At 73.0% G+C, this 26,201-nt stretch carries 21 protein-coding genes and 1 pseudogene; 9 read left to right on the plus strand and 13 right to left on the minus strand.

Annotation, left to right across the window (positions count from 1 at the left end):
• The first annotated feature begins 25 nt into the window (after positions 1-25).
• Together OHB04_RS05565 and OHB04_RS05570 are read left to right on the plus strand one after the other, a co-directional pair.
• Positions 26-646, plus strand: coding sequence for a TIGR03086 family metal-binding protein (locus tag OHB04_RS05565; protein ID WP_326806936.1), 621 nt, complete (start codon positions 26-28; stop codon positions 644-646).
• Between the two features lie 105 nt (positions 647-751).
• Positions 752-3,103: a penicillin acylase family protein gene (locus tag OHB04_RS05570; RefSeq protein ID WP_326686557.1), complete on the plus strand. Its 2,352-nt coding sequence runs from the start codon at positions 752-754 to the stop codon at positions 3,101-3,103.
• 56 nt (positions 3,104-3,159) lie between these two features.
• Here OHB04_RS05570 and OHB04_RS05575 read toward each other — a convergent pair whose 3' ends face one another.
• From OHB04_RS05575 to OHB04_RS05595, 5 genes are all read right to left on the minus strand, one after another.
• A complete protein-coding gene (locus OHB04_RS05575; protein ID WP_326686558.1) occupies positions 3,160-3,804 on the minus strand; it encodes a DoxX family membrane protein in 645 nt (214 codons plus the stop codon).
• Between the two features lie 136 nt (positions 3,805-3,940).
• Positions 3,941-5,134: a damage-control phosphatase ARMT1 family protein gene (locus tag OHB04_RS05580; protein ID WP_326806937.1), complete on the minus strand. Its 1,194-nt coding sequence runs from the start codon at positions 5,132-5,134 to the stop codon at positions 3,941-3,943.
• 137 nt (positions 5,135-5,271) lie between these two features.
• A complete protein-coding gene (locus OHB04_RS05585; protein ID WP_326806938.1) occupies positions 5,272-6,765 on the minus strand; it encodes a M28 family metallopeptidase in 1,494 nt (497 codons plus the stop codon).
• Between the two features lie 102 nt (positions 6,766-6,867).
• Positions 6,868-7,608, minus strand: coding sequence for an ATP-binding cassette domain-containing protein (locus OHB04_RS05590; protein WP_326806939.1), 741 nt, complete (start codon positions 7,606-7,608; stop codon positions 6,868-6,870).
• A 28-nt stretch (positions 7,609-7,636) separates the two neighbouring features.
• The gene (locus tag OHB04_RS05595) at positions 7,637-8,278 is read right to left on the minus strand and encodes a hypothetical protein (protein ID WP_326686562.1); all 642 of its coding nucleotides are present in this window, start codon (positions 8,276-8,278) and stop codon (positions 7,637-7,639) included.
• 233 nt (positions 8,279-8,511) lie between these two features.
• Between OHB04_RS05595 and OHB04_RS05600 the strand changes: the two genes are divergently transcribed.
• Entirely contained in the window at positions 8,512-9,264 is a 753-nt protein-coding gene (locus OHB04_RS05600; protein ID WP_326686563.1) for an SDR family NAD(P)-dependent oxidoreductase, read from the plus strand.
• Positions 9,265-9,286: 22 nt separating this feature from the next.
• Here OHB04_RS05600 and OHB04_RS05605 read toward each other — a convergent pair whose 3' ends face one another.
• Together OHB04_RS05605 and OHB04_RS05610 are read right to left on the minus strand one after the other, a co-directional pair.
• A complete protein-coding gene (locus tag OHB04_RS05605; RefSeq protein WP_326686564.1) occupies positions 9,287-10,279 on the minus strand; it encodes a dihydrodipicolinate synthase family protein in 993 nt (330 codons plus the stop codon).
• Positions 10,280-10,283: 4 nt separating this feature from the next.
• On the minus strand, positions 10,284-11,834 hold the full coding sequence (locus OHB04_RS05610) for an MFS transporter (protein ID WP_326806940.1): 1,551 nt from the start codon (positions 11,832-11,834) through the stop codon (positions 10,284-10,286).
• 209 nt (positions 11,835-12,043) lie between these two features.
• Between OHB04_RS05610 and OHB04_RS05615 the strand changes: the two genes are divergently transcribed.
• Positions 12,044-12,751: a FadR/GntR family transcriptional regulator gene (locus OHB04_RS05615; protein WP_326686566.1), complete on the plus strand. Its 708-nt coding sequence runs from the start codon at positions 12,044-12,046 to the stop codon at positions 12,749-12,751.
• Between the two features lie 63 nt (positions 12,752-12,814).
• Here the strand turns inward: OHB04_RS05615 and OHB04_RS05620 are convergent, their stop codons facing one another.
• The 3 genes from OHB04_RS05620 to OHB04_RS05630 all read right to left on the minus strand — a co-directional run bounded on the left by OHB04_RS05620 (position 12,815) and on the right by OHB04_RS05630 (position 16,653).
• Positions 12,815-13,948: an MFS transporter gene (locus OHB04_RS05620; protein ID WP_326809406.1), complete on the minus strand. Its 1,134-nt coding sequence runs from the start codon at positions 13,946-13,948 to the stop codon at positions 12,815-12,817.
• A gap of 498 nt (positions 13,949-14,446) precedes the next feature.
• Complete coding sequence (locus OHB04_RS05625) at positions 14,447-15,232, minus strand: DUF4232 domain-containing protein (protein WP_326686567.1); 786 nt, start codon at positions 15,230-15,232, stop codon at positions 14,447-14,449.
• Positions 15,233-15,654: 422 nt separating this feature from the next.
• Complete coding sequence (locus tag OHB04_RS05630; RefSeq protein ID WP_326806941.1) at positions 15,655-16,653, minus strand: baeRF3 domain-containing protein; 999 nt, start codon at positions 16,651-16,653, stop codon at positions 15,655-15,657.
• A gap of 370 nt (positions 16,654-17,023) precedes the next feature.
• On the opposite strand from OHB04_RS05630, the pseudogene OHB04_RS05635 reads away from it, so the two are divergent.
• Positions 17,024-17,257: pseudogene (locus OHB04_RS05635) on the plus strand (type B 50S ribosomal protein L31); the annotation flags it as partial.
• Between the two features lie 292 nt (positions 17,258-17,549).
• Here the strand turns inward: OHB04_RS05635 and OHB04_RS05640 are convergent.
• Positions 17,550-18,206, minus strand: a complete 657-nt coding sequence (locus OHB04_RS05640; protein WP_326686569.1) for an NAD(P)-dependent oxidoreductase — start codon at positions 18,204-18,206, stop codon at positions 17,550-17,552.
• 146 nt (positions 18,207-18,352) lie between these two features.
• On the opposite strand from OHB04_RS05640, the gene OHB04_RS05645 reads away from it, so the two are divergent.
• Positions 18,353-19,327 (plus strand): AraC family transcriptional regulator, encoded by a 975-nt coding sequence (locus OHB04_RS05645; RefSeq protein ID WP_326806942.1) that lies wholly within the window; start codon positions 18,353-18,355, stop codon positions 19,325-19,327.
• 83 nt (positions 19,328-19,410) lie between these two features.
• Complete coding sequence (locus OHB04_RS05650; protein WP_326686571.1) at positions 19,411-19,896, plus strand: hypothetical protein; 486 nt, start codon at positions 19,411-19,413, stop codon at positions 19,894-19,896.
• Positions 19,897-19,915: 19 nt separating this feature from the next.
• On the opposite strand, the gene OHB04_RS05655 is transcribed toward OHB04_RS05650, so the two are convergent.
• Positions 19,916-22,558 (minus strand): beta-glucosidase family protein, encoded by a 2,643-nt coding sequence (locus OHB04_RS05655; RefSeq protein WP_326806943.1) that lies wholly within the window; start codon positions 22,556-22,558, stop codon positions 19,916-19,918.
• A 129-nt stretch (positions 22,559-22,687) separates the two neighbouring features.
• On the minus strand, positions 22,688-23,407 hold the full coding sequence (locus OHB04_RS05660; RefSeq protein ID WP_326686573.1) for a TetR/AcrR family transcriptional regulator: 720 nt from the start codon (positions 23,405-23,407) through the stop codon (positions 22,688-22,690).
• Between the two features lie 119 nt (positions 23,408-23,526).
• On the opposite strand from OHB04_RS05660, the gene OHB04_RS05665 reads away from it, so the two are divergent.
• On the plus strand, positions 23,527-24,867 hold the full coding sequence (locus OHB04_RS05665) for an MFS transporter (RefSeq protein WP_326806944.1): 1,341 nt from the start codon (positions 23,527-23,529) through the stop codon (positions 24,865-24,867).
• Positions 24,868-25,067: 200 nt separating this feature from the next.
• Complete coding sequence (locus tag OHB04_RS05670) at positions 25,068-26,096, plus strand: cation diffusion facilitator family transporter (protein WP_326686575.1); 1,029 nt, start codon at positions 25,068-25,070, stop codon at positions 26,094-26,096.
• The last annotated feature ends 105 nt before the right edge of the window (positions 26,097-26,201 follow it).

Below are 26,201 nucleotides of genomic sequence, written 5' to 3' on the forward strand. Positions count from 1 at the left end.
ATAGGCACACGCTTACTGTTTCGTCATGACGCTACCCCGGTCCACCGACCCTGTGGACTCCGAAATCGTGGAACTCGACAGACGCGCGGTGACCGCCGCCGCCCGGCTCGTCGCCCGGGTCTCCAGTGCCGACCTCGGGCGGGCCACGCCCTGCGCCGGGTGGACGCTGGATGACCTGCTCGCCCATATGACCGCCCAGCACCACGGGTTCGCCGCCGCCGCGCGGGGCGAGGGCCGGGATCCGGCGGTGTGGCGGCCCGTACCCACCGACGATCCCGTGGGGGCGCACGCCGCCGCCACCGACGCCGTTTTGGAGGCGTTCGCGGCGGAGGGGGTGCTCACCCGGTCCTTCGACCTTCCCGAATTCGGCCCCGGCGCACGCTTTCCCGGCGCGCGGGCGGTCGGCTTCCACCTCGTCGACTACGTGGTGCACGGCTGGGACGTCGCGCGCGCCCTCGCTCTCCCCGACGAAGTCGATGCCGAGGTCGCCGCCGCCGCGCTGCGGGTGGCCGAAGCCGTGCCCGACGGGCCCGCACGCCTCGAAGAGGGCGCCGCCTTCCGGCCGGGGCTGCCCGTCACCGGCGAAATGGGCCCGCTGGACCGGACGCTGGCCCTCCTCGGACGCTCACCCGGCTGGCCCGGATGAAGTTGGCGGCGATCAGGTCTTGACCGAGGTCGGCCACCCCCGACCGGTACTGATGTTGTGGGGTAGCACAATGACCCGTACTACGACGTCGGGGGAAGGAGATTGATGACCACGCGCTTCGAGGTGCCCGGCCTCAGAGAGCCCGTCGAGATACTCGTCGACCGCTGGGGCGTGCCCCATCTGTACGCCGGCTCGCGCGCCGACCTCTTCCTGGCGCAGGGCTTCAACGCGGCCCGCGACCGCCTCTTCCAGCTGGACCTGTGGCGCCGCCGGGGCCTGGGGCTGCTCGCCGAGGTGCTGGGCGAGCGCTACGTCGAACACGACCGCGCCGCACGGCTGTTCCTCTACCGGGGCGACATGGCGCTGGAGTGGTCCGCGTACGGACCGGGCACCGAGGAGATGGCCCGCTCGTTCGTCGCGGGCATCAACGCGTATGTGACCCTGTGCCGCGACACCTCCGGCGCTGGGGCGGATCTCACGCCCCCCGAGTTCGCGCTGCTGGGGTACGGGCCCGCCCTGTGGGACCCGGCGGACGTGGCCCGGATCCGCAGCCACGGCCTCTTCTACAACCTGCACGACGAGGTGCGGCGCGCCCTGACGCTCCGCGACTTCGGGCCCGGGGCCGAGGAACTGCGCAAGGTCCGCGAGCCCCACCGCCCGCTCAACGTCCCCGAGGGGCTGGACCTGGACGTCATCCCGGACGACGTGCTGCGCGTGTACGACATGGCGACGACAGCGCCCTGGTCGCCGAACGCGCCCCGCCAGGGCCTGGACGGCAGCAACAACTGGGTGCTCGGCCCCTCCCGCACCGCGACCGGCCGCCCGCTGCTGGCCAACGACCCGCACCGGCCGGTCACCCTGCCCTCGCTGCGCTACCTCGCGCATCTGTCGGCGCCGGACCTGGAGGTGATCGGCGCGGGCGAACCGGCGCTGCCCGGCGTCTCGATCGGCCACAACGGGCACATCGCGTTCGGCTTCACGATCTTTCCCGTCGACCAGGAGGACCTGTACGTCTACCGCACCCATCCCGACGACCCGCGCTCCTACGCGTACGGGGACGGCTGGGAGCGGATGACCCGGGTGACCGAGCCGATCCCCGTACGGGGCCAGGAACCGGTGGAGGCCGAGCTGTGGTTCACCCGGCACGGGCCCGTCATCCGCGAAAGCCCCGAGCGGCAGGCCGCGTTCGCGGTGCGGGCCGCCTGGCTGGGGCCCGGCATGGCGCCGTACCTGGGCAGCGCGGGCTACATGGACGCGCGGACCCCGGACGCCTTCACCGAGGCGATGCGCGACTGGGGCGCCCCCGGTGAGAACCAGGTGTACGCGGCCCCCGACGGCACCATCGGCTGGCGCCCGGCGGCCCGGGTGCCGGCCCGGCGCGGCTGGGACGGGACGCTGCCGGTGCCGGGCGACGGGCGGTACGAGTGGGACGGCTTCCTCGCCCCGGAGGACCTGCCGCAGGTGCGTGACCCGGAGGACGGCTGGTTCGCCACGGCCAACCAGCTGAACCTGCCGCCGGATTACCCCCACGAGAAGCGCCCGGTCACCTTCGACTGGTACGCGCCGACCCGCTACGAGCGCTGCGCCGAGGTTCTCGCGGAGGGCCGGGAGTGGACGGCACGGGACTGCGTACGGCTCCAGACCGACCACGTCAGCCTCCCGGCCCGCAGGATCCTGCCGCTGCTGGCGGACCTGGAGAGTGCGGAGCCGCGGGTGCGCGTGGGCTTGGGACTGCTGCGCGGCTGGGATGCCACCCTCTCGGCGGACTCGGGGGCCGCGGCCCTGTTCGAGGTGTGGTTCCGCCGTCATCTGCGTCCCGCACTGCTGCGGCGCGCGCTGCGCCCGCTCGTCGGGGCCGATCGGCTGGAGGAGGCGCTGGAGCGGGTGCTGCCCTCTGAGGGCTCGTCGGCCGATCCCCGGGTGGATCTGCTGCTGCTGTCCGCGCCGGATCCGCACGGTGAGCTGGGCCCGCTGCTGCTGGAGAGCCTCGGCGAGGCGGTGGACGCCGTGACCGGGCTGCTGGGTGACGACCCGTCGGACTGGGAGTGGGGCACGCTGCACCGCGCCGAGCTGCGGCATCCGGTGGCCGCGCTGCTGCGCGAGGCCGGTGCCGGAGACGGGGCTCAGGCCGGTGCCGGTGCCGGTGCCGCCGAGGTTCCCGGCTGGTGCGGCCTTGGGCCGCTGGCGCGTGGCGGCAGCGGGGACACGGTGGGCGCCGCGGCGTACCTGCCGGACTTCCGGCAGAACGGAGGTGCGAGCTTCCGGATGGTCGTCGACGTCGGGGAGTGGGACGCCTCGCTGGTGATGAACTCCCCCGGTCAGTCCGGCGATCCGCGCAGCGCGCACTACGCGGACCTTTTCCCGGCCTGGGCGGCCGACGAGGCGTTCCCGCTCGTCTACACCCGCTCCCGGGTACGCGAGGAGACAGCGACGACCATCTGGCTGACGCCGCCCTGACCGGACCGGAGCTGCCCTGACCGGCCCCGGGGCGAACGGGCCGGTCACGGGCGCCGTTACTTCCCGTGGCCGCCACGGGCGAGGGTCTTGGGGCAGTGCGAACCACCGGGGCCGTGCGAGCTGCGGGAACCGTGCGCGGCGTGGGAGCCACGAGAGGTGTGCGAGCTGCGGGAGCCGTGCGAGGCATGTGAGCCGTGGGAAGCGTGGGTGCCGTGCGAGCCGTGGTGGAAGGGGCAGCCGCCCTTGGAGGGCTGCTTCGCGCGGGCCTTACGGGCACGCTCGTGCCAGGCGTGGGCGCGCGCCTCGTGGGTCGCGTCGCTGATGACGGCCATGAGCCCGCCGAGGATGGCGACGTTCTTGCCGAGGTGGATCTGGTGGCTCGCCCGATCACCCTCGTCCTCGTGCTCCCAGAAGGGGTGCCCGGCCAGCGTCGTCGGGATCAGCGAGGCGGCCAGCGCCAGCGCCGAGAGCCGGGGCAGCTTGCCGAGGGTGAGCATCGCGCCCGCCGCGGCCTGCACGCCGGCGTTGATCCGTACGAGCAGCACGTCGTTGTCCGGCAGCGCGGACACCTGAGCACGCAACTTGTCCAGCAGCGGCTTCGAAATCTCGGCGCTGGGCTCGGGGTCGCGCAGCGAGTTGATGCCGGCGCTGACGAAGAAGAGGCCGAGGAGCGGGCGGGAGGCCAGATTGAGGGGTGTCATGGGTGTCCTTGGGGTGCGCGGGTCCGGAGTCCGTCTTCAGCCATGTCACGCGGGTCCGCGCGCGTACGCAACCCCGACCCGCCGTACGGCTCACTCCCGTCAGTTCCGCACGTCCGGTCCGCATCGGAGTGGAGGCTCACTCGCGCACCTGGATGAGTGCGTGGGCGCCGCTGGTGCGCCACTTCTCCCCCGTCGCCTCCAGCGCGGCGACCGTCCCCGGTGCCAGTCCGGCCACGGTGTCGGACTTGAGGGTGCGCAGCGCCGCGACGGGGCCGGGGAAGTAGCCGGTGACCTCCGCGAAGGGGGTGTCCGGCGGCCAGTGCCGGTCGCCGATGAGCCTGCGGTAGTTGAGGTCGCCCTTGAGGAGGGTGAGCGCGGCCGAGGCGAAGTCCTCGCGCAGTGTGTCCGGCATGGCGTCGTAGCCAAGTGGCGCGCAGGAGAAAGGGTGGGTGCGGATCTCCAGCCGCCCCTGGCCCACGGCGTTCCAGAGGCGGTGCCCCGCGCGTCCCGCCGCTCCGGGCGCGGCGGCCATCCGGCGCAGCGCGGCCAGCACATCGGGGGTGACGGCGTCGGAGACGTAGTAGGGGTGCGGTTTGACGTGCAGTGACACCTGCGCGGCGCGCCCGCTCTCCAGCAGGTGGGCCGCCAGCAGCAGGTCGGGGATCAGCTCGCGGCCCGCGTTGTCGGCCACGAGGACGATCCGGCCGCCGCGCTCGCCGGCGCTCCTGAGCAGGGCGCGCAGTTGCTCACGGTCGTCGGCGACGAGGGGGCCCTCGGGGCCGGTGTCCTCGGCGGCCGTGATGAGGAAGCCGAGGTCGGCGCGGTTGCCCCACAGCGCGGAGAGGAGCAGCGCGTCGGTGCGCTCGTCCACCAGGGCGGGCTCCAGGCTGTCCAGCGCGGCGAACTGCGCGTCCACCGCCTCGCCGGCCAGTTCGGCGTCCTTGAACGGCGCGAAGGGGTCGACGCCCCGCCAGGCGGCGCCGGGCCCATCGGGTTCCGCCGCGTAGCCGGTGGCCTCCAGCAGCCTTCGGTAGAAGTAGCTTTCCGCCCACAGGAAGGGTGCCTCGGTCCAGCGCTTGCCGTAGTGGCCGCCGTCCCAGGGGCCGTTCCACAAGGCGGCGTCGTCCGCGTCGCCGGGCAGCGGCGCGAGGGTGCCGTGCAGGGTCTCGTCCAGCAGCGCGTCGAGGGCCTCGGCCTGCGCGGGAGGGTAGGGGAAGGCGTCCTTGAGACGCTGGACGAGGGCGGGATGCCGCTCGTGCCATACGCCGTACGCGAAGGTGCCGGGCTCGCTGCTGACGATGACGGGTGCCGCCTCCCGCGTCTGCCGCATCCGCTCCACGCGTCCTTTCCGCCGGGGGCCGTGTGGCCGTGCCCCGTGCCGTCCGGGAGCGGGGCCGCTCCGCTCCCGACCCTAACGGGAAGGCCGGGCGGACCCCACGGCTGCGGCTGCGGACGCCACGGCTGCGGCTACCGCTGGGGCGCGGGGAAGGAGACGGGCCCGCGGTGCCCGCCCGGCCCCACGGCGCGGACGCCGAAGAACACGTTGTCCTTGGACAGGTCCACGGTGTGCCGCGTCGTGTCGCCCACGTCCCGTACGTGTGTCCACTCCGGCGCGGTCGTCTCGCGCCACACGAGCTCGTAGCCGGCCGGGCGCGGGCCGTGCCCCGGCTCGGGGCGCTCCCACACCAGTTCGGTGTCGTTGGTGAGGGCGCTGGTGAGGATCTTGGCGCCGCGCGGGGCCTCGGGCGCGCGGGCCAGGGACCACAGCGCGGCGGCGTTGACGCGGGCGACGCGGGCGATGTAGGTGAAGTCGCAGAATTCGGGCAGATCGCCGTACCGCTTGCCGTTCTCGACCCGTACGTCCTGGTGCTGGTGCGCGAAGTCCTCGGCGGGCTCGGTGAACCGGGCGGCGGGGAAGCCCCGTTCGAGGAAGGGGATGTGGTCACCGCCGCGCAGATAGCGGTCGCGGCGGTAGATGACACGCACGTGCGCGCCGGTCGCGTCGTTGTCGGCCACGTCGCGCACGAAGCGGGCGAGCTGGCGCGAGGAGGAGTCGTTCTCGCCCCCGACCGAGCGGCGGATCTCGGCCTCCTCCGGGGTCTCGGCACTCGGCACTCCCTCGGCGAACAGCCGTACGGTGCGCGGGTCGCGCGTGCCGTCGTCGGCGGTGGAGCTGCCCACGATGTCGTTGGTGAACATCGCCCGCACCCGCGCTCCCCGCTTCTCCAGGACACCGGCCAGGTGGTCGGCGCCGTACAGCCCTTGCTCCTCGCCCGCGACGGCGGCCAGGACGAGGGTGGCCGCGGGCCGGCGGCGGGCCAGGACGCGGGCCAGCTCCATCACGACGGCGACACCGGAAGCGTCGTCGTCGGCGCCCGGCGCGTCGCTGGTGGCGTCCATGACGTCACTGGCGCGCGAGTCGTAGTGCCCGGAGACGACGTGCACCCGGTCCGGGTCCTGGCTGCCGCGCAGCGTGGCGACCACGTTGGTGATGCGGGTCGGCTCCGGGATGCGGTCGGCGGGCTCCTGCACGTACGACTGGAGCTCCACCGTCATCCGGCCGCCGGATGCCCGCGCGTACTCCGCCATCCGGTCCCGTATCCAGTCCCGTGCGGCGCCGATGCCGCGCTCGGGGTCGTCCTGGGCGGAGAGGGTGTGCCGCGTGCCGAAGGAGACGAGTTTCCGTACGGTCGCCTCGATCCGCTTCGGGTCGATCTCCCGCAGCAGCTCGCGCAGTTCGCGGTCGGGCCGCTGTGCGGTGGCCCCTGTCGCCGCTCCTTCTCCGCGCACCTCCGGGGTGTCTCGCGCCTCGCGTGCGTCTCGCGCCTCGCGTGCGTCTCGCGCCTCGCGTGCGGCCGAGGGCCGCGCTCCGATGCCCGCTCCCGCCGCCGTCGCGGCCCCCACCGCGCCGGCCAGCACGGCTCTGCGACCCGCACCCGCACCCGCACCCGCACCCGCCATGACACCCCTCCCCCGCACCGCGCACGTCACGGACATCTCGCGCGATTGTCATGCTCAGCTCTACGCCTGACAAGGGTGCCCCCGCCGTCGGCTGACGGGTCCTCACAGGTGCGCGCCCGGCTCGCTCAGCTCGGCGTAGGCGGCCTCGGCAGCGCGCCCCGGCGCGGTGCCCGCCGGGGCGTGGGCCAGGAAGTCGCGGGTGGATCCGGTGAAGGTGAGAGCCCCGCCCTCCAGGACGGCGACCTGGTCGGACACCCCGGCCAGGCCGGCGACCGCGTGGGTGGCAAGCAGCACGGGCACCTCCCAGGTGAGGGTGGAGAGCACCTCGCGGAAGACCCGGCGCTGCCGGGAGTCCAGGTCCGCCGTGGGCTCGTCCAGCAGCAGCAGCCGCGCGCCGTGCACCAGCGCCGAGGCCAGGTACACGCGGCGCACCTGCCCGCCCGAGAGGTGTCTGACCTTGGTGTCGGCGCGGTCGGCCAGATCCACCCGCGCCAGCGCCGGAGCGGCGCCGTGCCAGGCGTCGGACCTGCTCATTCCCTTCAGCCAGCCGGTGTAGGCGACCTGCTCACGGGCGGTCAGCCCGGCCATGGCCGTGACCCGGCGCGGCACCCAGGCGACGGCGGCGCGGTAGGCCCTCCGCTGGGAGGGGATGCCCTGGAAGGTGACCGTGCCCCGGCGCGGCCGGCTGACCGCCGCCGCCAGCCGCAGGAGCGTCGTCTTGCCCGCTCCGCCGGGGCCCAGCAGCATCGTCAGGCCAGGGGAGAGCGTGAAGTCGAGGCCGTCGAGAACGGGCGGGCCCCACGGGTGGTATCCGAAAGTGCAGGAGCGCAGTTCGAGCGTCATGGCGTGCCTCCTCCGGTGCCGTTCCCGGTCACGGCCGGGTGCGCGGGCGGACGGTGAGCAGGAGCGCGAGCCCGGCCCCGAGCACCAGGGCCGCCGCCCACAGAGCGAGCGGATCGTCGTTCGGGCGTGGCAGCACACTCCAGGCACGGGGCATGCCCTGGCGGAAGCCCAGCAGCGTCACCGCCAGCAGCCAGCCCACCGGCACCAGGACGGCGAGCGCCCCCATCAGCGGCCGGGCGCACAGCACCAGCCCCGTCAAGAACGCGGTGTTGCGCCCCACCGCGAGCGCCGACGGCGAAGCGGTGACCGCCCCTATCGCCAGCCCCGTCAGCGTGGCGGCCCCGACGAGGGCCAGCGTGAGCCCCGCGTCCAGAGCGCGTACGGGCCGGATTCCGGTCTCCTCGGCGGCGCCGGGCCGGGTCTCCAGCGACAGCAGCAGCGCCGCGCACAGCGGCACGGGCGCCGGCAGCGTCCCCACCACGAGGCCACCGTCCGGGAACGGGAACGGCAGGTCCGCCACGACACCCTGGAGAAGCACCGTCATGACGGCGAAGAGGAAATAGGCCCCCAGCAGCTGGGTGTGCGCCCGCCGCACCTTGAGCCACCACCCCATCAGCGCCCCTCCCCGCAGCGCGGCCCGGGGCGGACCCGCGGGCAACTGCCGCGGCACAGCCGCAGGGTGTCTGTCATCGGTGCCGTCGACACATCGGAACGCTCCCCTTCGTTCGTGCCGCTGCCCAGCCTCGGACGCACTCGTGTTCAGGTCGTGAACGTAGAGGGTGTGGCCGGTGAAGGCAATGACGCCTCATCGGCCGGTGCCCGGCCGCCGGCTCACCCGCTCGGCCCTCACCACCCTGCGCCGGGGGTGCGGGGCCGGAAGGGTGGGGGCGGGAGGTCGAGCTGATGAGCGGTGAGTTCGAGGGCAGGGCGGCGCTGGTGACCGGCGCCGCCTCCGGGATCGGGCTGGCGGTCGCGCGGCGGCTGGCGCGGGCGGGTGCCGCGGTCGTGGTGGGCGACTACGACGAGGACGGCGCCCAGCTCGCGGCGGGCGAGCTGGAGACCGCCGGGGCGCGGGCCGAGCCGGTGGTGGTGGACGTGACCGACCCGGACTCCGTCCAGGGCGCCGTGCGCTTCACCACGGACACCTTCGGCTCGCTCGACCTCGCAGTGAACAACGCGGGCATCGGCGGCCCTTCGCTGCCGACGGGTGAGTACGACATCGCCGCCTGGAACCGCGTCATCGCCACCAATCTCACCGGCGTCTTCCACGGGCTGCGCTTCGAACTTCCCGTGATGGCCGAGGCGGGGGCGGGCGCGATCGTGAACATGTCCTCGATCCTGGGCACCAACGGGTTCGCGGGATCGCCCGCGTATGTCGCCGCCAAGCACGGCATCGTCGGCCTCACCAAGACGGCGGCGCTCGAATACGCCGGCAAGGGCGTACGGATCAACGCCGTGGGCCCCGGCTTCATCGACACTCCCCTGCTGCGCGGGACGGACAGCCCCAAGCGCGACCGCCTCATCTCCCTGCATCCGCAAGGGCGGCTGGGCGAGGCCGGGGAGGTGGCGGAGCTGATCGCCTTCCTCCTCTCCGACCGCGCCTCCTTCATCCAGGGCAGCTACCACCTCGTGGACGGGGGCTACGCGGCGCAGTGACACCGCGCGCCGCCTCCCCGGCTCAGACCGGGCCCAGCCCGGCCTGAGCCAAGAAGCGGGCCACGCGCTCGCGCTCGGCACCGGAGAGCGGACGCATCGGGACCGGCGTGGCGGATGAGGCGATCACTCCGCGCTGGTGGAGCGCCTCCTTGAAGGCCCCGATCGCGGAGGAGTACTCGCCGATCCTGTCCGGGTCGCCCACCCGGATCATGCCGAACAGGCCGCGCAGCCGCTCCTGTTCGGCCGCGGCCTCCTTGAGGTCGCCGCGCCGCGCGGCGCGGTGGAGGGCGAGGAAGCCGTGCGGGTCGACGTTGCCCAGGCCGGGGACGATGCCGTCGGCACCGAGCGCGAGCGCGGTGTCGGCCATCGTCTCGGAGCCGGTGAGGACGGTGAAGCCGCTGCCGCGCGCGCCGTTCGCCTCGGTCAGCTCCAGCAGGGTGCGCAGCCCTTCCACGTCGCCGCTGCTGTCCTTGAGCCCGGCGAGCACGCCCTCGGCGGCGAGTTCGGCCACGACGTGGGGCGGCAGCTTGCGCTGGACGTTGCTGGGGATGTCGTACGCCCACAGCGGCAGATCCACCGCGTGGCCCACCGCGCGGAAGTGGTCGGCCATCTCGCCCGGGTGTGTGGGCGAGTAGAAGGGCACGGTCGCCACGACGCCGTCGGCCCCCGCCGCGCGCGCCGCGCGCGCCTGATCGACAACACGGTTGGTGGTCATGTCCACGGCCCCGGCGAGGACCGGCACGGAGCCGCCGGCGACGGAGCGTACGACGCGCAGCGCCGCCAGCCGTACCTCGTCGGTGTGGTAGGCGAGTTCGCCGGTGGAGCCGTTGACGAAGAGGCCGTCGACGCCGGCGTCCAGCAGGAAGGCGCACAGGCGTTCAAGCGACGCCGTGTCCAGCTCGCGGTCCGCGGTGAGGGGGGTGCACAGCGGCGGGATGACGCCGCCGGACACCAGGGGTCCGGAAGGGGACGCGGAGGGAGACGCGGACGGGGCGGACTCGGGGAGGGTGGGCATTGCTTCAGTTTCTCCTAGTGGTGCTGGGTGGGGTACGGGGCGAACCGGCTCCGGCGGCACCGGAAGAGGGACCGGCGGCGGACGCTTCGCCCGTACGGGCCGTCGGCTGTTCGGTCAGGTCACCCTCGGGAGCGGCCTCGCGGTCCCCGGTCAGCCGCTGGACGCGCAGCGGGGCGTTGACGGCGATCAGGATGATGACCACGAAGGTGAGCGCGAACGTCAGCCACGCCAGCGAGGGCCCGAGGCTGTGCCCGCCGGCCAGCGAGGCGCCCAGGACCGGTGCCACGGCACCGCCGAGCGAGCCGACGTTGTAGGTGAAGCCGAGACCGGCCGCGCGCTCGGAGGTCGGGAAGTAGCCGCCGATGAGCTTGGGCAGCAGCCCGGAGATGCCCTGCGCGAACATCTGCTGGAAGAACAGCAGCAGCGCGAGCCACACGGTCTGGCCGCTGTCCATGGCGAAGACCGGCAGGACGAAGACGACGGAGACGCACAGGGAGAGCACGTAGGTGCGCTGGGTGCCCCAGCGGTCGCCGAGGAAGCCGACCAGGACGCAGCCCAGGACGTTGCCGAACCCGGCGAAGAACAGCACGTCGCTCACCGTGCCGGGCGAGAAGTGCAGGTCCGCCTTGAGATAGGTGGGCAACAGCGCCTGGATGGGCCAGGAGTAGAGGAAGGCGCAGAAGACCGTGACCATGAGCGTCACCATCATCGGCGTACGCCGCCCCGCGAACTGCGCGGTGAACAGCACGAATCCGGCCGCCGTCAGCGCCACCAGCGGCCAGACGAAGCCTCCGGCGCGCTCGGTGAACAGCAGGAACAAGCTCGCGGCCACGACGACGGTAGCGGCCAGGTTGAGCACGGCGTAACGGCCCCGGTAGAGGATGGTGATGAAGTCCCGCCGGGGCTCCACGCCGCCCTTCGCTTCCCCCTCCACCCCGCCCTCCGCAGCGCGCGCCGCACCGCTCCGCCCGCCGGTCGCGCGCTGCCAGTCGTCGGACTCCTTGAGCCCGCGCCGCATCCACAGCGCCAGCGCGATCGGGATGACGCCGAGGAAGAACATCGCCCGCCAGCCCCAGGCGGGCACCACGAACCGGTACAGCTGGCCGGCGATGATGGAGCCCACCGCATAGCCGGAGATGAGCAGGGCGCTGGCGCGGTTGCGCGCCCTGGCGGGCCAGCTCTCGATCACATAGGTGGCGCTGGCGGAGTACTCCCCCGCCATGCCCAGGCCCAGCAGCAGCCGGGCGGCGAACATCGTCCAGTATCCCCAGGACAGTCCGCAGGCCAGCGAGCCGACCGAGTAGAGCACGATGCTGAGGATCATCGCGGGCTTGCGGCCGAAGCGGTCGCCCACCGCGCCGATGGCCAGCCCGCCGAACCAGCGCGAGATGAACGCGGCCGAGACCAGCGTCGCGGCCGTCACCATCGACAGGTCGAAGTCGTCGGCGACCTCGGTCAGCACCAAAGTGATCAGGACGAAGTCGAACCCGTCCATCAGATATCCGAGCCAGGCGGCGAACAGCGCCTTCCAGTCCCGTCTCGTCAGCATCGCCATCGTTGCTCAACGCCCCTATCGCATGTGTCCCACGGCGCGCAGACGTCCCACGAGCGCGCGGGTGTCCCACGGCGGTCCGTCACGGAAGGCTGGGCGGTCCGCCATAGATGGGAGATGGGACATGGGATCTCTTACCCGCCAGACGGTACACTCGGCCCCGCAGACGAACAAGAGGTCGGCACCACCACCGACGCGAGGCGAGGGGCGACGTGGCACCAGGGATCCGCGAGCAGCTTGAGGACCGCATCACCGAGCTGATCTTCGAGCTGGACCTCGCGCCGGGTGCGGCGATGCCCCCCGAGGCACAGCTGATCGAGCGCCTGGGCGCGGGCCGCAACAGCGTCCGCGAGGCCCTGCGCGCCCTGCACACCCGCGGCATCGTGGACATCCGCCACGGCTACGGCACCTTCGTCGGCAGCGCCCCCCTGGCCACGATGGCGCCCGGCCTCCTCTACCGCACCCGCCAGTCCGTACGGACGGACCCCGGCGCCCTCCGCGACCTGGTGGCCGTGCGCCGCGCGATCGAGTCCGGGCTCATCACCGATGTGGTGGAGCAGGCCGACGAGGAGCTCTTCGACCGCCTCGACACCGAGATCAAGGCCATGTCCGACCCGAAGGAGCACGACACCGCCGACGCGGACCGGCACTTCCATCTCATGCTCTTCGAGCCGCTGGGCAACAACCTGGCCACCCAGCTGATCGAGCTGTTCTGGGACGCCTTCCAGCGCGTACGCGCCGATCTGGGACCCGACAGCGACCCGGGCGACATCGCGCACTGGCACGGCGACATCGTCACCGCGCTCCGCGCCCGCGACGCGGACGCGGCCCGCCGCGCCGTCATCGACCACTTCGACGACGTGGAGTCCCGTATCGCCGCGCTCCCCCGCCCCGGCGACGACGCTCCGGCAGCCGACTGAGGACGAGCCGTCACCCGCGCCGGGCCGTCACCTGCCGCCTGGGCCGTCACCCGCGCCGGGCCGTCACGCGCGCTCGCGCAGTGCTGCCGCGTCCGCATCCCGGGTGCGCCACAGGTGGGCTCCGACCCCGGCGGCCAGCACGATCACGCAGACCGAGAAGACCAGCCCCGCGCCGCGCAGCCCCAAGGCCGTGCTCAGCGCGCCGACGCCGACGACCGGCAGCGAGATGCCGAGATAGGCGACGACGAAGAGCGCCGAGATGGTGCCGCCCCTGTGGTTCCCGGGCGCGCGCCGGCTGACCGCCGACATGGCCGAGCGAAAGGCGAGCCCCTGCCCGATGCCGCCCGTCACGGCCCCGGTCACCAGCAGCGGCAACGAGGTGAGCAACAGCGAGAGCCCGACCTGCGCCATGCCCGCCACCAGACCGAGGCAGCCCAGCGGCAGCGCCAGGACGACGCCCGCCTTGCCCATCAGCAACTGCCCGCCCAGCGAGGCGCAGAAGACCGAGAAGACGATGGCACCGGACGCGGCCAGGTCGTCGATGTGCAGCGTCTCGGCCATGAAGCCGGGTGAGACGGCGGTGAACAGGCCGAAGACGGCGAAGCCCGTGAAGCAGGCCAGCGCCGCCGGGACGAACACCGGCCGCACCTCACGCGGCACTTCCATGCCGCGCGGGCGCAGCGGCGGCCGGGGCGAGGCGCGGCGTACGGTCTCCGGCAGTGCGAGGGTCAACGCGCAGGCCACGGCCAGCAGCGCCAGGTGCACCAGGAAGGGCAGCTTCAGCGGCGAGGGCGCGAACTGCGCGAGGATCCCCGCCAGCAGCGGGCCGCAGCCGAGGCCACCCATGTTGGCGGCGGTGGCGGCGAACCCCCCGCCGCGCGGGGCGAGTTCCAATACCGCCGCCGTGGCGGCTCCGCTGAAGAGCCCGGCGGCGAAGCCGGACAGCAGCCGCCCGGCGAACAGCAGCGGCAGCCCGCCCTCCAGGAGGAAACAGACGGCGCTGGCGGCCGAGAGCCCCAGTGCGACGAACAGCACCGGGCGCCGTCCCAGCACGTCGGAGAAGTCCCCCGCGACCAGGAGGGCGATGATGACGCCTACGGCGTAGACGGCGAAGACGACCGTCACCATCAGCTCGGAGAAGCCGATCTCCTGGCGGTAGAGACCGTAGAGCGGGGTGGGCAAGGTGGTGCCCGCCATGCCGACGGCGAACACGTAGGTGGCGGCGGCGTACCAGAGGCGCCGTCCCCCGGGCGCCGCCTCCGGTGTGCCCCCGCCTTCGCCGTCACTCCCCTCTATGCCCTCGCCTTCGCGATTCCCCTCGCTCCCGGTGCCGCGCTCGTCGCTCACGCTGCCCTTCCCACGCTCCGGCCGCCTGCCCCCGCTCTGCCGTACTTTGCCGTACCGCCTGGTCGGGCCCTGTCAGGCCGGGCTGTCTGCGTGTTGTCGTTCGCGCGGGCCGGGCGGCGGGCGTCCGCAGGTGGTGTCCGGCAGCCGAGAGGCCGTCGGCCGAATCGGCTTGCGCCGCCCGCCCAGCATCGGACCCCGCGGATTCCACGCACCCCTGCCGCCGCTGATTTCGCCGCGCCGGCGAACCAAACGCATCAGCACCGACTCCGCCCGCTCGCCTCGGAGCTGTTCCGCCACGATCAGCACTGCCCCGTGGCGTCGTCAGAATCCGGGCGCCGACGGGTGCGGTCACTGGCCGGCACCGACGGGGCCGACCGCGATCCCGGGGCCGGCGCTGTCGGAGACGGGCAGGTTGATACTGACCGGCAGGGTCTGCGAGTGGGTCTCGTTGGGCGGGGTGACCACGAGACTGGTCATGTTCACACCGCTGCCACCGGAGTCGTTCGCCGGATAGTTGAGGGTGAAGTGGGTGGCCTCGCCGGAATCGACGCTGACCATCGGAGCCGCGGCGTTCCTGCGGGCGGCGGGGAGGGAGCCCCCCTCGCCCTTGAGGTCGGCCCCGGGGAAGCCCTTGAGGGTGCAGGTAGCGGTGCCGGTGTTCTTGAGGTTCACCACGAGCGTGCCCTCGGCCATGCCGTTCGAGGTGCTGAATGCGAGCTGAGAGGTCTTGCAGGGGCCGGCGTTGCCCGCTCCCGGCCCGGAGCCCCCCTCCGACCCGGAGCCTCCCCCCGCCCCGGAGGTACCCGCGTCGTTGTTCCCCGAGCCATCAGGCGACCCCTTGCCGTCCTCGGCATCAGCGCCCGGGGATCGCGACGACGAGGGGGAGGCACTCGCCTTCTTCGACCTGTCCTTGGAGGAGTCACCGGGCGCGGGTGCCGCTCCCCCTGCCAGCTTCTTGGGCCCGGACGCCCCCTCCTCCTTGCCGCATCCAGTCAGCAGGACTGCTGCCAGCCCCACCGAGACGGCCGCTGCGAGGCCCGCGCTCCTGTCAATGCGCCGTCGGGCGGACCCGGCATCTTCGGACCATCCGGTTGTCCGCGCCATGTACGGCCGCTGTTCTCTCACTACCGACATTTTCCGATCATCCCCCTGTGAACATATGTCCGATTGCGGAGGGCCGAGCCTCGGGCTCGACGCTCCTGCGCCCCACACAGTCCGATGACCGGCTCGGCGGAAAGGTTCACGATAAGCCTGCGTTCTTCGGAGCACGGGGCAAGGTCTTACCAGCCATCTCATGTGACGGCTTCAACGGCGCTCGGGGTCGGTGAGGACAGGACCCGCCGGCAGAGCACGACGGCGTGGGCCCCGTGCGTTCACACGGCGGCCCCTGGGACCGGCATGCGGCCCTTGCGAGGTGCTTCCGGACCCGGCCTGGGTGTGCTGTCCCGGCACGTTGGTGACGGGCGGCATGCCTAGTGCCGTGACCGGCAATGTTTGCCCGTCACGGAGCGTGCGTGCCGGGCGGCGCGACGGGGCAAAGCTTGCCGGGAGGGGCACTAGGCCCCGGACCAGGCGTAACGGACGACGCCCGCGATCCTGCCGTGCTCCTCGAGTGTGCCGTCGGGCACGAAGACCACCTCCGCCTCGGTGGACAGCGCGGACTCCACCGTCTCGTCCACGATGTCGTCGCGCACCTCGCCCGCGTCGGCGACACCCACCGCCTCCCCGGCCGCCCCGGGTCCCCCGGTCTCCTCGGGCTCGTCGGGCAACGGCGCCAGGTGGCCGCCGGTCAGCCGCACCTTCTGGCGGAACGGTTCCTCGACCACCAGCAGCGCCAGCCGGCCCTCCTGAGCCGCCTGCCACACTTCGTCGAGCCCGGCCGCGAACTCCTTGCGGCTGCGCGCCTGTCCGAGGCGTTCGAGGGCGCCGTCGGTGCGCGCCTTGAGGAGTTCGGCGCGCGCGGGCGCGATCGCGTCGAAGACGACGGAGGCCCGCGCCTCGGTCAGGCCGCCCTTGGGCACGGCGGCGAGCGCGGAGCGCGCCGTGTGGGTGCCGACGTCCTCCAGCGCGCTCAGCCCCTGCGACAGCCCGGCGATGATCAGCGGCCTGGGCTCGTGCTCCAGCAGCTTGGCCAGGTCCGCGTCCACGGCGCGCAGGTGCTGGAGGGCCGCCTCGTCGCGGTATCCGGTCGGGAAGTCTCCGGTGCGCGGGACGCGTTCGCGCTCGGGCAGGTTCTTGTCCTGCTCGATGGGGAAGCCCTCGCGCCGCTCCTCGACCAGTTGTTCCCCCGAGCCGCTCCACAGCCTGGCCCGGTCCTCGGAGAAGGTCAGCACCCAATACGGCCTGTTCTGGGCCTTGGCGGCGACGAGGTTGCGGGTGAGGAAGGTGTCGCTGATGACGATGCGCTCCACCGGGGAGGACCGGGGCAGGTGCCAGAACTGGTGCTCCCCCTGGGCGGCGAACAGCACGAGGGTGTCCAGCGTGTACACCAGGTCGACCTCGTCCTCGGCCTGCTCCAGCTGCCCGACGATCTCGGCGCGCACCCGCTCGGACACGGGGGGGGTCCTCGTGGAGGCGCCGGCTCGCCTCGGCGATGAGGTTGCGCAGCCGCACCGGGTCCTGCGTCTTCGCGGGGCGGGTGCGGTGGGTGGGCAGGACGAGGGTGACGGCGGGGTAGGGGCGCGGTTCGCGCAGCCCGGCGAGCACCTCGTTGGTCAGGTCGTTGGTGCGCATCCGTACCTCGTTCCGGAAGGGGATGACGAGAGCACCCTCCAGCATCACGCGCGGCGCGTGGCTCCGCACGTCGGGACGGGCGGGCCGGCCGCGAGGGGCCCGTGGGACGCGCTCCGGGAGCGCGCGGGATGCCGTCCCGGGCGGCCGGACGTAGCCTGGGCAGGGCCCTGTACCTCGGGGAAGGAGCGACGCGTGAAGTCCGAGACCCACCCCGACTACCACCAGGTGGTCTTCCGTGACCAGGCCGCCGGATACGCGTTCCTGACGCGTTCGACGGCCACCAGCGACACCACGATCGAGTGGGACGACGGGCAGCTGTATCCGGTCATCGACGTGGAGATCTCCTCCGAGAGCCACCCCTTCCACACCGGCAAGGCGCGGGTCGTGGACTCGGAGGGCCAGGTCGCCAAGTTCCGCCGCCGCTACGAGAGTCCGACGCCGGACAGCGTGCTGCACGCGGCACCCGACGGCGAGCCCACTCCCGAGGACATCGTCCTCGCCTCGGGCCGTGACCTGACGGAGGAGAACCTGGCGTGGGCCCGTCGCCGCATCGCGACGGAGGGCCGCTCGGCGCTGGACAGGGAGCTCCCGTAACGGCTGAGGGCTGAGAGCCGCCGGCTGTCAGCAGCGGAGGGGCCGATGTGGCCCCTCCGCTGCTGTGCCGCTTCAGACCGCAACCGTGCTGTGCCCCTTCAGTCAGCAACCGTGCTGTGCCCCTTCAGTCAGCAACCGTGAAGCGCTCCCCGACATGCCGGGGGTGCTCGGCCTCGTCGAGCAGCGCGACGGCGTAATCCTCCATCGAGATACGGCTGTTGCCGTCCTCGTCCACCACGAGGTCGTCCTTGCCGACCCGGTACGTCCCGGTGCGGGCACCGGCCTCGATGGTGGCGGCGGGGCTGAGGTTGGTCCAGCGCACGTCGTCGACGGTGCGCAGGAAGTCGAGGGCGTCGCCATGCGCGTGCATGATCTGAAGCACCGCCTCCGGGAGCCCGACCGTGTCCCAGACCTGCTTGCCGCCGGGCGTACGCAGTGAGCCGGCACCGCCGACGAAGATCAGCAGCGGGGCCTCGCCGCCCCCGAGCGAGCGCAGCCCGGCGACCAGGGACTCGGCCGCCGGCCGGATGGTGGCAAGGTGACCGGGCCCGTCACCGCCGCCGACAGCGCTGACGACGATGTCCGCGCCCTTGGCCAAGGCGGCCACCGACTCGGGCGAGAGCGCGTCACCGACGGTGACGGTGAGCTTGCCGTGCTCCTCGGCGACGAACTTGGCCGGATCGCGCACGACGGCGATGGTCTCATGGCCCCGGTCCAGCGCCTCGCGGACGACCCTGCTGCCGATGTGGCCGTTGGCTCCGAATACGGCGATCTTCGCCATGGTTGCTCTCCTCTTGCGCGTGCACGTGTGCGGTGCGGATTGTGGGGGGGGTGGCATATTCGGCCATCGTCGCCCCTGCTGAGGGGGCGACACCTTCGAAGCTAACCGGGCACGGGTGATCCCGCGAGGTAAGGTCATGACCAACCATGGTGAAAAACGGACACGCACACGAATCCGCCGCCACGATCCCCGAACTCCCCTACGCGCCCGGTCCTGGCGCGCCCGCCGCCGGCATGGAGATCATGACGCTGAGTGATCTGCGCTCCCGCGCCGAGGCGCACGGGCAGCGGCTGGCGAGCCCGCAGCGTCCCGGCTTTCACCAGCTGTTCGCGGTCGAGACGGGAACGTTGCGCCAGTCCGTGGACTTCACCGAGCACGCGACGCCGGCCGGCGCCTGGCTGTGGGTACGGCCGGGCCAGGTGCAGCAGTACGGCGGCCTTGAGGGCACCGAGGGGACGCTCGTCCTCTTCCAGCCGGCCTTCCCCGACCCGGCCACCGCGGCGGCCGTAGGACTGGATGAGGCTTCCGGCGCCCTGATGCACCATCCGGTGGGCGAGCGGGCGCGCGCGGCGCGACTGGCGCTGGACCATTTGCGCTTCGAGTTCGCCGCCGCGCACTCCGCTCACGCGGACCGCCCGCCGGCTCCGCACGTCGAGGTGCTGCGCCATCTGCTGGCCGCACTGCTGCTGCGGCTCGTCCGGCTGGCGGGGCCGGACGGGATGGACGGGGCGGACGGGACAGGCAGGGCGGACGGTGGGGGCGGGAGGGGCAGCGCGGAGCGGGGTGCCGAGGGCGGGCCGGCCGAGACCTTCCGGCGCTTCCGGGCCGCCGTGGAGCGGGACTTCACCCGCACCCGCCGGGTGTCCTACTACGCCCGCGTGCTCGGCTACTCCCCGCGCACCCTCTCCCGGGCCACCCGCGCCGTGGCGGGCCTGGGCGCCAAGGAGTTCGTCGACCGCCGGGTCATCCTGGAGGCCAAGCGGCTGCTGGCCCACACCGACAGCCCCTCGGCCCTGATCGCCACCCAGCTCGGCTTCGCCGACGCGACCAACTTCACCAAGTTCTTCCATCAGCGCGCCGGCACGGCCCCCGGCGCCTTCCGTACCTCGGTGCGGAGCTGACCTCATCAGGAGCCGGGCGCGACGGCCCGGGTGACCGGCCTTACCCGAAGACAAGCCTGCGTCCGTTGTGATCACCTGATGCCGTGGAAGCCATATGGACCAGTGTCGTAGCGGTGGGAGGCACGCTCCTGGGTGCCGTGATCACGCACGTCTTCCAGCGCCTCGCGACCCTGCGCAGCGAGCAGTTCGCGCGCTCCGAAGCGCTCCGGCAGGAGCGGATCGCCACCTACAGTTCGTTCGCCGCGGCGGTCGAGGACTACCGCCACGGCCAGGCGGCCCGCTGGCACCGCAAGCGGGAGCACCCGGGCGGACATGAGTACCCGGGCGGAGAAGCCTTCATCGCCGCACGGGACGAGGCCCACCGCCTCCGGACAGTGACCCGGCAGGTGCTCTACCGCGTCAAACTGCTCACCGACGACCGGGCGGTGGTTCTCGCCGCCGAGCGGGCCTACGCGTGCACGCGCGACGTGTCGAACGCCCAGGACCGTACGGAGCACGACGCCCTGAACGACCAGGCGAGGCAGGCCATCGAGGCGTTCATCTCCGACGCCTCCCCCTTGACCCGTTGAGACAGCCCGGCCCCTTGGATCAAGGGGCCAGGGCCAGTTGGGCCGTGAGGCGGAAGTCGGACGCGCTGCGGGCGGCTGTGAAGGTGTGGGGGGCGGGGAGCGGCTGCCACACCTCGTGGGTCTCGTCCCAGGTTTGCAGCGCGCGCAGCGGGACGGAGAGGCGGGCCTCGGCGGAGGCTCCGGGGCCGGCCTCCACGACGGCGAAGGCCACCAGCTTGCGTTCCGCGCCCTCGGGGCCGAGGTAGAGCTGGACGACCTCGCGGCCCGCGCGCGGGCCGCTGTTGCGTACCCGGACGGTGACCTCGGCGACCGGGGCGTACGGGTCGGCGGAGGATCCGGCGGGGGCGGCCGGGGTGATGTTGAGCGCCTCGTAGTCCCACTCCGTGTAGCCCAGCCCGTGCCCGAACCAGTAGGCGGGCTCGGCGCCCGCGCGGCGCCAGGCGCGGTATCCGATGTACGGGCCCTCGGCGTACGGCAGCTGGCCGTCGCCGTCCGGGACGACCTGGCGGACCGGGAGGTCGTCCTCCGTGTCCGGCCATGTCGTGGGGAGCCGTCCGCCGGGCTCGGCGTGGCCGAGCAGGACATCGGCGAGCGCGTCGCCGCCCGCCTCGCCGGGGAACCAGCTCAGCAGCACCGCCGCGACCTCCTCGCGCCACGGCATCAGCACCGGGGCGCCCGCGTTGACCACCACGACGGTCCGGGCGTTGACCGCGGCGATCCGGGAGACCAGCTCGTCCTGGCGGCCGGGCAGGGCCAGGGTGTCGCGGTCGACCCCCTCGCTCTCGGAGTCGTCGGTCGTGCCGACGAACACCAGGGCGCTGTCCGCCTCTTCCGCCGCGAACACCGCCCGCTGGATCAGCTCCTCATCGGGCACGGCGGGGGCGCCGTAGCCCAGTTCGAAGGAGACGAGGCCGAACAGGGCGCCCAGGCCCTGGACCGCCACGGAGTGGACGAGGCGGACGGCCACGGTCTGCCCGGCCTCGGCGTCGAACAGGAAGATCCGCTGCGGCGGGTTGAGGAAGGCCGCGGCCGGGTCCTCGCTCTCGGGCGTGAGCTCCGCGTCGTACAGGACGCGCTCGCCCGCCTCCAGGCGGAAGTGGCCGACGCCGCGCACCGCGAGCCGGTGGGCGCCGCTCTCGAGGGGGGTGAACTCCCCGGTCAGCTCGACGCGCCCGAGGTCGGCGAACGAGGCCCCGCCGGGCAGGCTGCCCATCCAGCGCACGCTGCCGTCGGCCTGCTCGACGCGCGCCAGTTCGGCGTCGTCGAGCCCGTGCAGTACGGCCGTGAGCGCGAAGCCGTCGCCGGAGGTGGCCGCGGCGAGCCGCGAGCGCGGGTCGGGCCCCGGCTCGTAGGACAGCCCGGCGCCGACGGGCAGCGCCTCGCGCAGCGCGGCCAACGGGGTGCTGACGGACTTGGGGAAGACCTGCGCGCTGCCTCCGCCGCCGAAGCGCGGCGCCGAGGCGGGCAGTCCGGATACGGCGACGCGGCGGACCGTGCCCGCACCGGGTGCCTCGCCCCCGCCGTGCGGGAGGTCGAGGGGCAGGGCGGAGCGCTCGTTGCGCAGCAGCACGCAGGAGCGCGCTGCCAACTCGCGCACAGTGGCCTCGCCGTCCAGGGGGCGGGGCAGCGCGTGCGGGGGCACGGCGGGGGGCGCGCCGTCCAGCACGCCCGCGCGGGCGGCCAGCAGCAGTACCCGCCGCACCAGCGTGTCGACGGTCTCCTCGGGCACCCGGCCGTCGCGGACCGCGGCGACCAGGTGTTCGCCGTAGACCGTGTCGGGGCCCGGCATCGCCAGGTCGAGGCCGCCCAGGGCGCAGCCCGTGGTGGAGCGGGCGCCGGTCCAGTCGGATACGAGGACGCCGTCGAAGCCCCATTCGCCGCGCAGGACACCGTTGTTGAGCGTGTCGTGCTCGCTCATCGTCACGCCGTTGACGCTGTTGTAGGCGGCCATCACGCCCCAGGGGCGGGCCGTGCGCACGATCCGTTCGAAGGGGGCGAGGTATTGCTCGCGCAGGGTGCGGCCGTCGGCGCGTACATCGACGGTGTAGCGGTCGGTCTCCGAGTCGTTGCCGACGTAGTGCTTGGGAGTGGTGCCGACGCCGCCCTGCTGGATTCCCGACACGAGCGCGGCGCCCACGACTCCGGTCAGCTCCGGGTCCTCCGCATACGCCTCGAAGTGCCGCCCTCCGTAGGGGGTGCGGTGCAGGTTGACGGTGGGCGCCAGGACGACGTGGGCGCCCTTGCGGCGGGCCTCCTGGGCGAGCAGCAGTCCGGCCTCGTGGGCGAGCGCGATGTCCCAGGTGGCGCCGAGCGCGGTGGGCGAGGGCAGCGCGACGCTGGGGTCCTCGGGCGTCCAGTCCTCGCCGCGCACCCCGGCGGGGCCGTCGGACATCACGAGTCTGCCGAAGCCGGCGCCGGACTCGGGGCCGACCGACCACATGTCGGTGCCGCCCAGCAGCGCCGCTTTGGCGGGCAGGCTGAGCTTGGCGAGCGCGTCCTCCACGGCGGCGGCCCGCGCCCTGGCGTCCGCGCCGGCGCCGCCGGCTGCGGGTGCCGCGCCGAGGGAGGCACCGCTGTCGGGCGTGGTGACGGGGTTCGCTCCGTCTTGGGGCGCACTTCCGGACGTTGGGTTCACACCACTCACATCGCTCATGTCGCTCATGTCGATCACCTGGCTGCCCAGCCTCTCAGATCCAGCCCTCAAGAGCCCTGAGAACGCCGTCGAAGTCGTCGCGGTGGATGACATGACCGGCGCCGTCGGCGAGGGCCGCCGGGGAGGACCTCTTGCGCTTCACGGGGCGACGCGTGCGGCCAGACCCTCGGTGAGGGTGCTCAGCGCGAAGTCGAAGAGCGCGTCGGGCGTGGCGGGTGGCAGCCCGGCGAGACGGGACAGATGAGGCAGCTCCACACCGGCATCCCGCTCGTGGGGGGTGAGCCACGGCGGCGGGACCCGCGTCACGTCGGAGGGGTCCACCTGCTCGGGCGGCCGGTCATGGGGGCCGTCCTGGAACTCGACGAACCCGACGACCGTCCGCAGCGTCTCCCCACACGCCCGATAGGCGTCGGCGAGGGGCAGCCCGACCTCTTCGAAGAAGCCTATGAGCGCGTCCACGTTGCGCAGCATGACCGGATGGCGGGCCATGGTGATGTTCTCGCCCAGCGCGAGGCTGGTCATCCCCGGATGGCGGCGGTAGTGAGCGCGCAGGTCCCGGCAGAAGAGCGCCAGGCTCTCGCGCCACTTCTCGGGAGCGGGGTCGAGCGGCGGCGGCTGCCAGCCGGACTCGAAGATCTCCGCAGCGACGGCGATCAGATCGCGCCGGTCCTCGACGTAGTTGTACAGCGCGCGGGGTGAGACTCCCAGATCGGCGGCGAGCGAACGCATCGTCAGCTCACCGGCCCCGCGGCGGCCGAGGAAGTCGAGCGCGGCCCTGCCCACCGACTCACGGGAGAGCGTGGGACGGCCCTTGCGGTGCGTGGGCCGGCGACGGGTGGCCGGAGGATCGCTGCTCATCAGGGCCCGAGGCTAGCAAGCCACTGAACTTCACATACGTTGACTTTAAAGGCCGGGCTGCGCCAAGGTGATCCAAGTAAGGCTCACCTAACCCACCCCAGCTCTCCTGGAGTCGCCGCATGCCCCGCCCGGCCGGTCTCACGATGGACCTCACCCCGCTACGGGAGAGCCGCGACTACCGGCTCCTGTACACCGGATTCATCGGGGTGGTCTTCGGCACCCTGATGACCTCCGTCGCCATCGCCGTTCAGGTCCACGACCTCACCGGCTCCTCGCTGCACGTCGGGCTCGTCAGCCTCGCGCGGGCGCTGCCGCTGGTCGTGGGGCTGCTGGCCGGCGGGGTGCTCGCCGACCGGGTCGACCGGCGCACGCTGATGCTGGCCACCCGGCTTCCGCTGGCACTGGTGGCGGCGGCGCTCGCGGTCAACGCGCTGTTGCCCGAGCCTCGGTTGTGGGTCATCTACGCGGCCACGGGCGCCACGGGATTGCTGGCCGGACTCGGCGGCCCCGCGATGCTGGCGGCCATACCCGCGCTGGTCGGCCCCCAACGGCTCGCCGCAGCCGGTGCCCTGACAGCCGCCTCCACCCAACTGGCCGGCGTGTTCGGCCCCGCCGTCGCGGGCGCACTGATGGCCGGGCCGGGGCCGGCCATCTGTTTCATGGCCGACGCGGCGGGATTCCTGGTCTTCTCGGCCGTCCTGCTGTTCATCCGGCCACTGCCGCCGGGCGCGCCACGACCGGCTGATGCGACACGACCGGATGGGGTCCCAGGCGGAGTCGGGGAAACGGCCGGGGAGGAACCGGCCGCTTCCCGGCCCGGGGCCATGACGGGTATCCGGCAGGCTTTCGGAGCCGTCGCCGACGGGGTGCGGTTCATCAGGGGACACCGGCTGATCGTCGGGCTGCTGCTCATCGACGCCGCCGCCATGGTCTTCACCATGCCGCAGGCCCTCTACCCCACGCTGGCCGAGGACCGCTTCGGCGGCGGGCCCGGCCTGGTGGGCCTGCTGTACGCGGCACCCGCGCTCGGCGCGCTGGTGGGTGCCGCCACCAGCGGCTGGACGGGGCGGGCAGGCGGGCACGCGGTGATCGGGGCCGTACTGCTGTGGGGGCTCTCGCTGAGCGGATTCGGGCTGACCGCGTATCTGCCGGTCGCGCTGCTGCTGCTCGCACTGGCCGGGTTCGGCGACCTGATCTCGGAGACGCTGCGATCAGCGCTGCTCCAGCACGGGACGCCCGACGCGCTGCGGGGCCGCGTGAGCAGCCTGTGGATGGTGCAGGCGACGGTCTCCCCCGCACTGGGCAACGCCGCCTTGGGCGTGCTGGCCGAACTGACCGGCGCGGCCTCGGCGGTCGTCATCGGCGGGCTCGTCTGCACGGCGGCCACCCTGGCGATCGCCGCGGCCTTCCCCTCCCTGCGCCGGGCCAGGCTCACCGCGCCCGGCGTCGCGAGGTCGTGAACCGGCCCCTTCGTCACTCGTACGTGGGACTTCGCGCCCCGGCTTCCGACAACGAGAATCACTAAGAAATTGCAGGTCAGAGGCATGTTATCGGTATTGACAACGGTCACCGGTGCAGCCTTTGCGCCTTTCGGCGCGGGTGGGTTTCACTGCACTCAGCCGGACGCCGCGTGGGCGGGTTCCGATGGGGAGGACGGACTGTGAGCGCAACGCAGAAGCAACGAGATCAGACACACGGCAGCGGGCACGGGCACGAGCACGGCCCCGGCGGGGGCCACGGTCACGACGGCCATGGGCACGGGGTCTCCGCCGACGCCGACCGACGCTGGCTGTCGATGGCGCTCGCGCTGATCGCCGTCTTCATCGTGATCGAGTCCGTGATCGCCGTGCTGGCGGGATCGCTGGCCCTGCTGTCCGACGCCGCGCACATGCTGACCGACGCCGTCTCGATCGTGCTGGCGCTGGTGGCCATGCGCCTGTCGGCCCGGCCGGCCCGCGGGGGCTACACCTTCGGCCTGAAGCGGGCCGAGATCCTCTCGGCGCAGGCGAACGGGCTGACGCTGATACTCGCCGGGGTCTGGCTGGGGTACGAGGCGGTGCACCGGCTGATCGACCCGCCCCAGGTGACGGGCTGGATGGTGCTGGCGACCGCGCTCGCGGGCATCGCGGTGAATCTGCTGGCCACCTGGTGCCTGTCGAAGGCCAACCGCTCCTCGTTGAACGTCGAGGGGGCCTATCAGCACATCCTCAACGACCTGTTCGCGTTCATCGGCACCGCGATAGCCGGTCTGATCGTGCTGCTCACCGGCTTCGCCCGGGCCGACGCCATAGCGACGCTGGTCGTCGTGGCGCTGATGTTCAAGGCGGGCTACGGGCTGCTGCGCGACTCGGGCCGCATCTTCCTGGAGGCCGCCCCCGTAGGGCTCGACCCGGACGAGGTGGGCTGCAAGCTGGCGTCGGCGCCCTCGGTGACCGAGGTGCACGACCTGCACATATGGACCATCACCTCGGGCGAGCCCGCGCTGTCGGCGCACGTGCTGGTGAAGCCTGGCGGGGACTGCCACCGGGTGCGGCGCGCGCTGGACCGCATGCTGGCCGAGGAGTACGGGCTGACCCACACCACACTCCAGATCGACCACGCGCCGGCGGGCGCCCCGGAGCCCGTCGGGACCGGACACTGCGCGACCCCGCACGGCCCCGTCCACCATGACGGCCCGCACGCACACTGAGCGTTCGGCGCCGAGAGGGGCGGAACAGCCGGGGCAGGACATGAGAGGAGTGAGGGGCCGGCGGAGCCGCGCTGACGGATATCTCCTCAGACAGGGCCGTTCGGC

Origin of the sequence: Streptomyces sp. NBC_01775 (genome assembly GCF_035917675.1) — a bacterium.
GTDB lineage: Bacteria > Actinomycetota > Actinomycetes > Streptomycetales > Streptomycetaceae > Streptomyces.

Coding starts and splice junctions, on each gene's coding strand:
- OHB04_RS05565 (WP_326806936.1), top strand. CDS start 26: ATGACGCTACCCCGGTCCACCGACCCTGTGGACTCCGAAATCGTGGAA.
- OHB04_RS05570 (WP_326686557.1), top strand. CDS start 752: ATGACCACGCGCTTCGAGGTGCCCGGCCTCAGAGAGCCCGTCGAGATA.
- OHB04_RS05575 (WP_326686558.1), bottom strand. CDS start 3,804: ATGACACCCCTCAATCTGGCCTCCCGCCCGCTCCTCGGCCTCTTCTTC.
- OHB04_RS05580 (WP_326806937.1), bottom strand. CDS start 5,134: ATGCGGCAGACGCGGGAGGCGGCACCCGTCATCGTCAGCAGCGAGCCC.
- OHB04_RS05585 (WP_326806938.1), bottom strand. CDS start 6,765: ATGGCGGGTGCGGGTGCGGGTGCGGGTGCGGGTCGCAGAGCCGTGCTG.
- OHB04_RS05590 (WP_326806939.1), bottom strand. CDS start 7,608: ATGACGCTCGAACTGCGCTCCTGCACTTTCGGATACCACCCGTGGGGC.
- OHB04_RS05600 (WP_326686563.1), top strand. CDS start 8,512: ATGAGCGGTGAGTTCGAGGGCAGGGCGGCGCTGGTGACCGGCGCCGCC.
- OHB04_RS05605 (WP_326686564.1), bottom strand. CDS start 10,279: ATGCCCACCCTCCCCGAGTCCGCCCCGTCCGCGTCTCCCTCCGCGTCC.
- OHB04_RS05610 (WP_326806940.1), bottom strand. CDS start 11,834: ATGGCGATGCTGACGAGACGGGACTGGAAGGCGCTGTTCGCCGCCTGG.
- OHB04_RS05620 (WP_326809406.1), bottom strand. CDS start 13,948: ATGGCGGGCACCACCTTGCCCACCCCGCTCTACGGTCTCTACCGCCAG.
- OHB04_RS05625 (WP_326686567.1), bottom strand. CDS start 15,232: ATGTCGGTAGTGAGAGAACAGCGGCCGTACATGGCGCGGACAACCGGA.
- OHB04_RS05640 (WP_326686569.1), bottom strand. CDS start 18,206: ATGGCGAAGATCGCCGTATTCGGAGCCAACGGCCACATCGGCAGCAGG.
- OHB04_RS05645 (WP_326806942.1), top strand. CDS start 18,353: ATGGTGAAAAACGGACACGCACACGAATCCGCCGCCACGATCCCCGAA.
- OHB04_RS05655 (WP_326806943.1), bottom strand. CDS start 22,558: ATGAGCGACATGAGCGATGTGAGTGGTGTGAACCCAACGTCCGGAAGT.
- OHB04_RS05660 (WP_326686573.1), bottom strand. CDS start 23,407: ATGAGCAGCGATCCTCCGGCCACCCGTCGCCGGCCCACGCACCGCAAG.
- OHB04_RS05665 (WP_326806944.1), top strand. CDS start 23,527: ATGCCCCGCCCGGCCGGTCTCACGATGGACCTCACCCCGCTACGGGAG.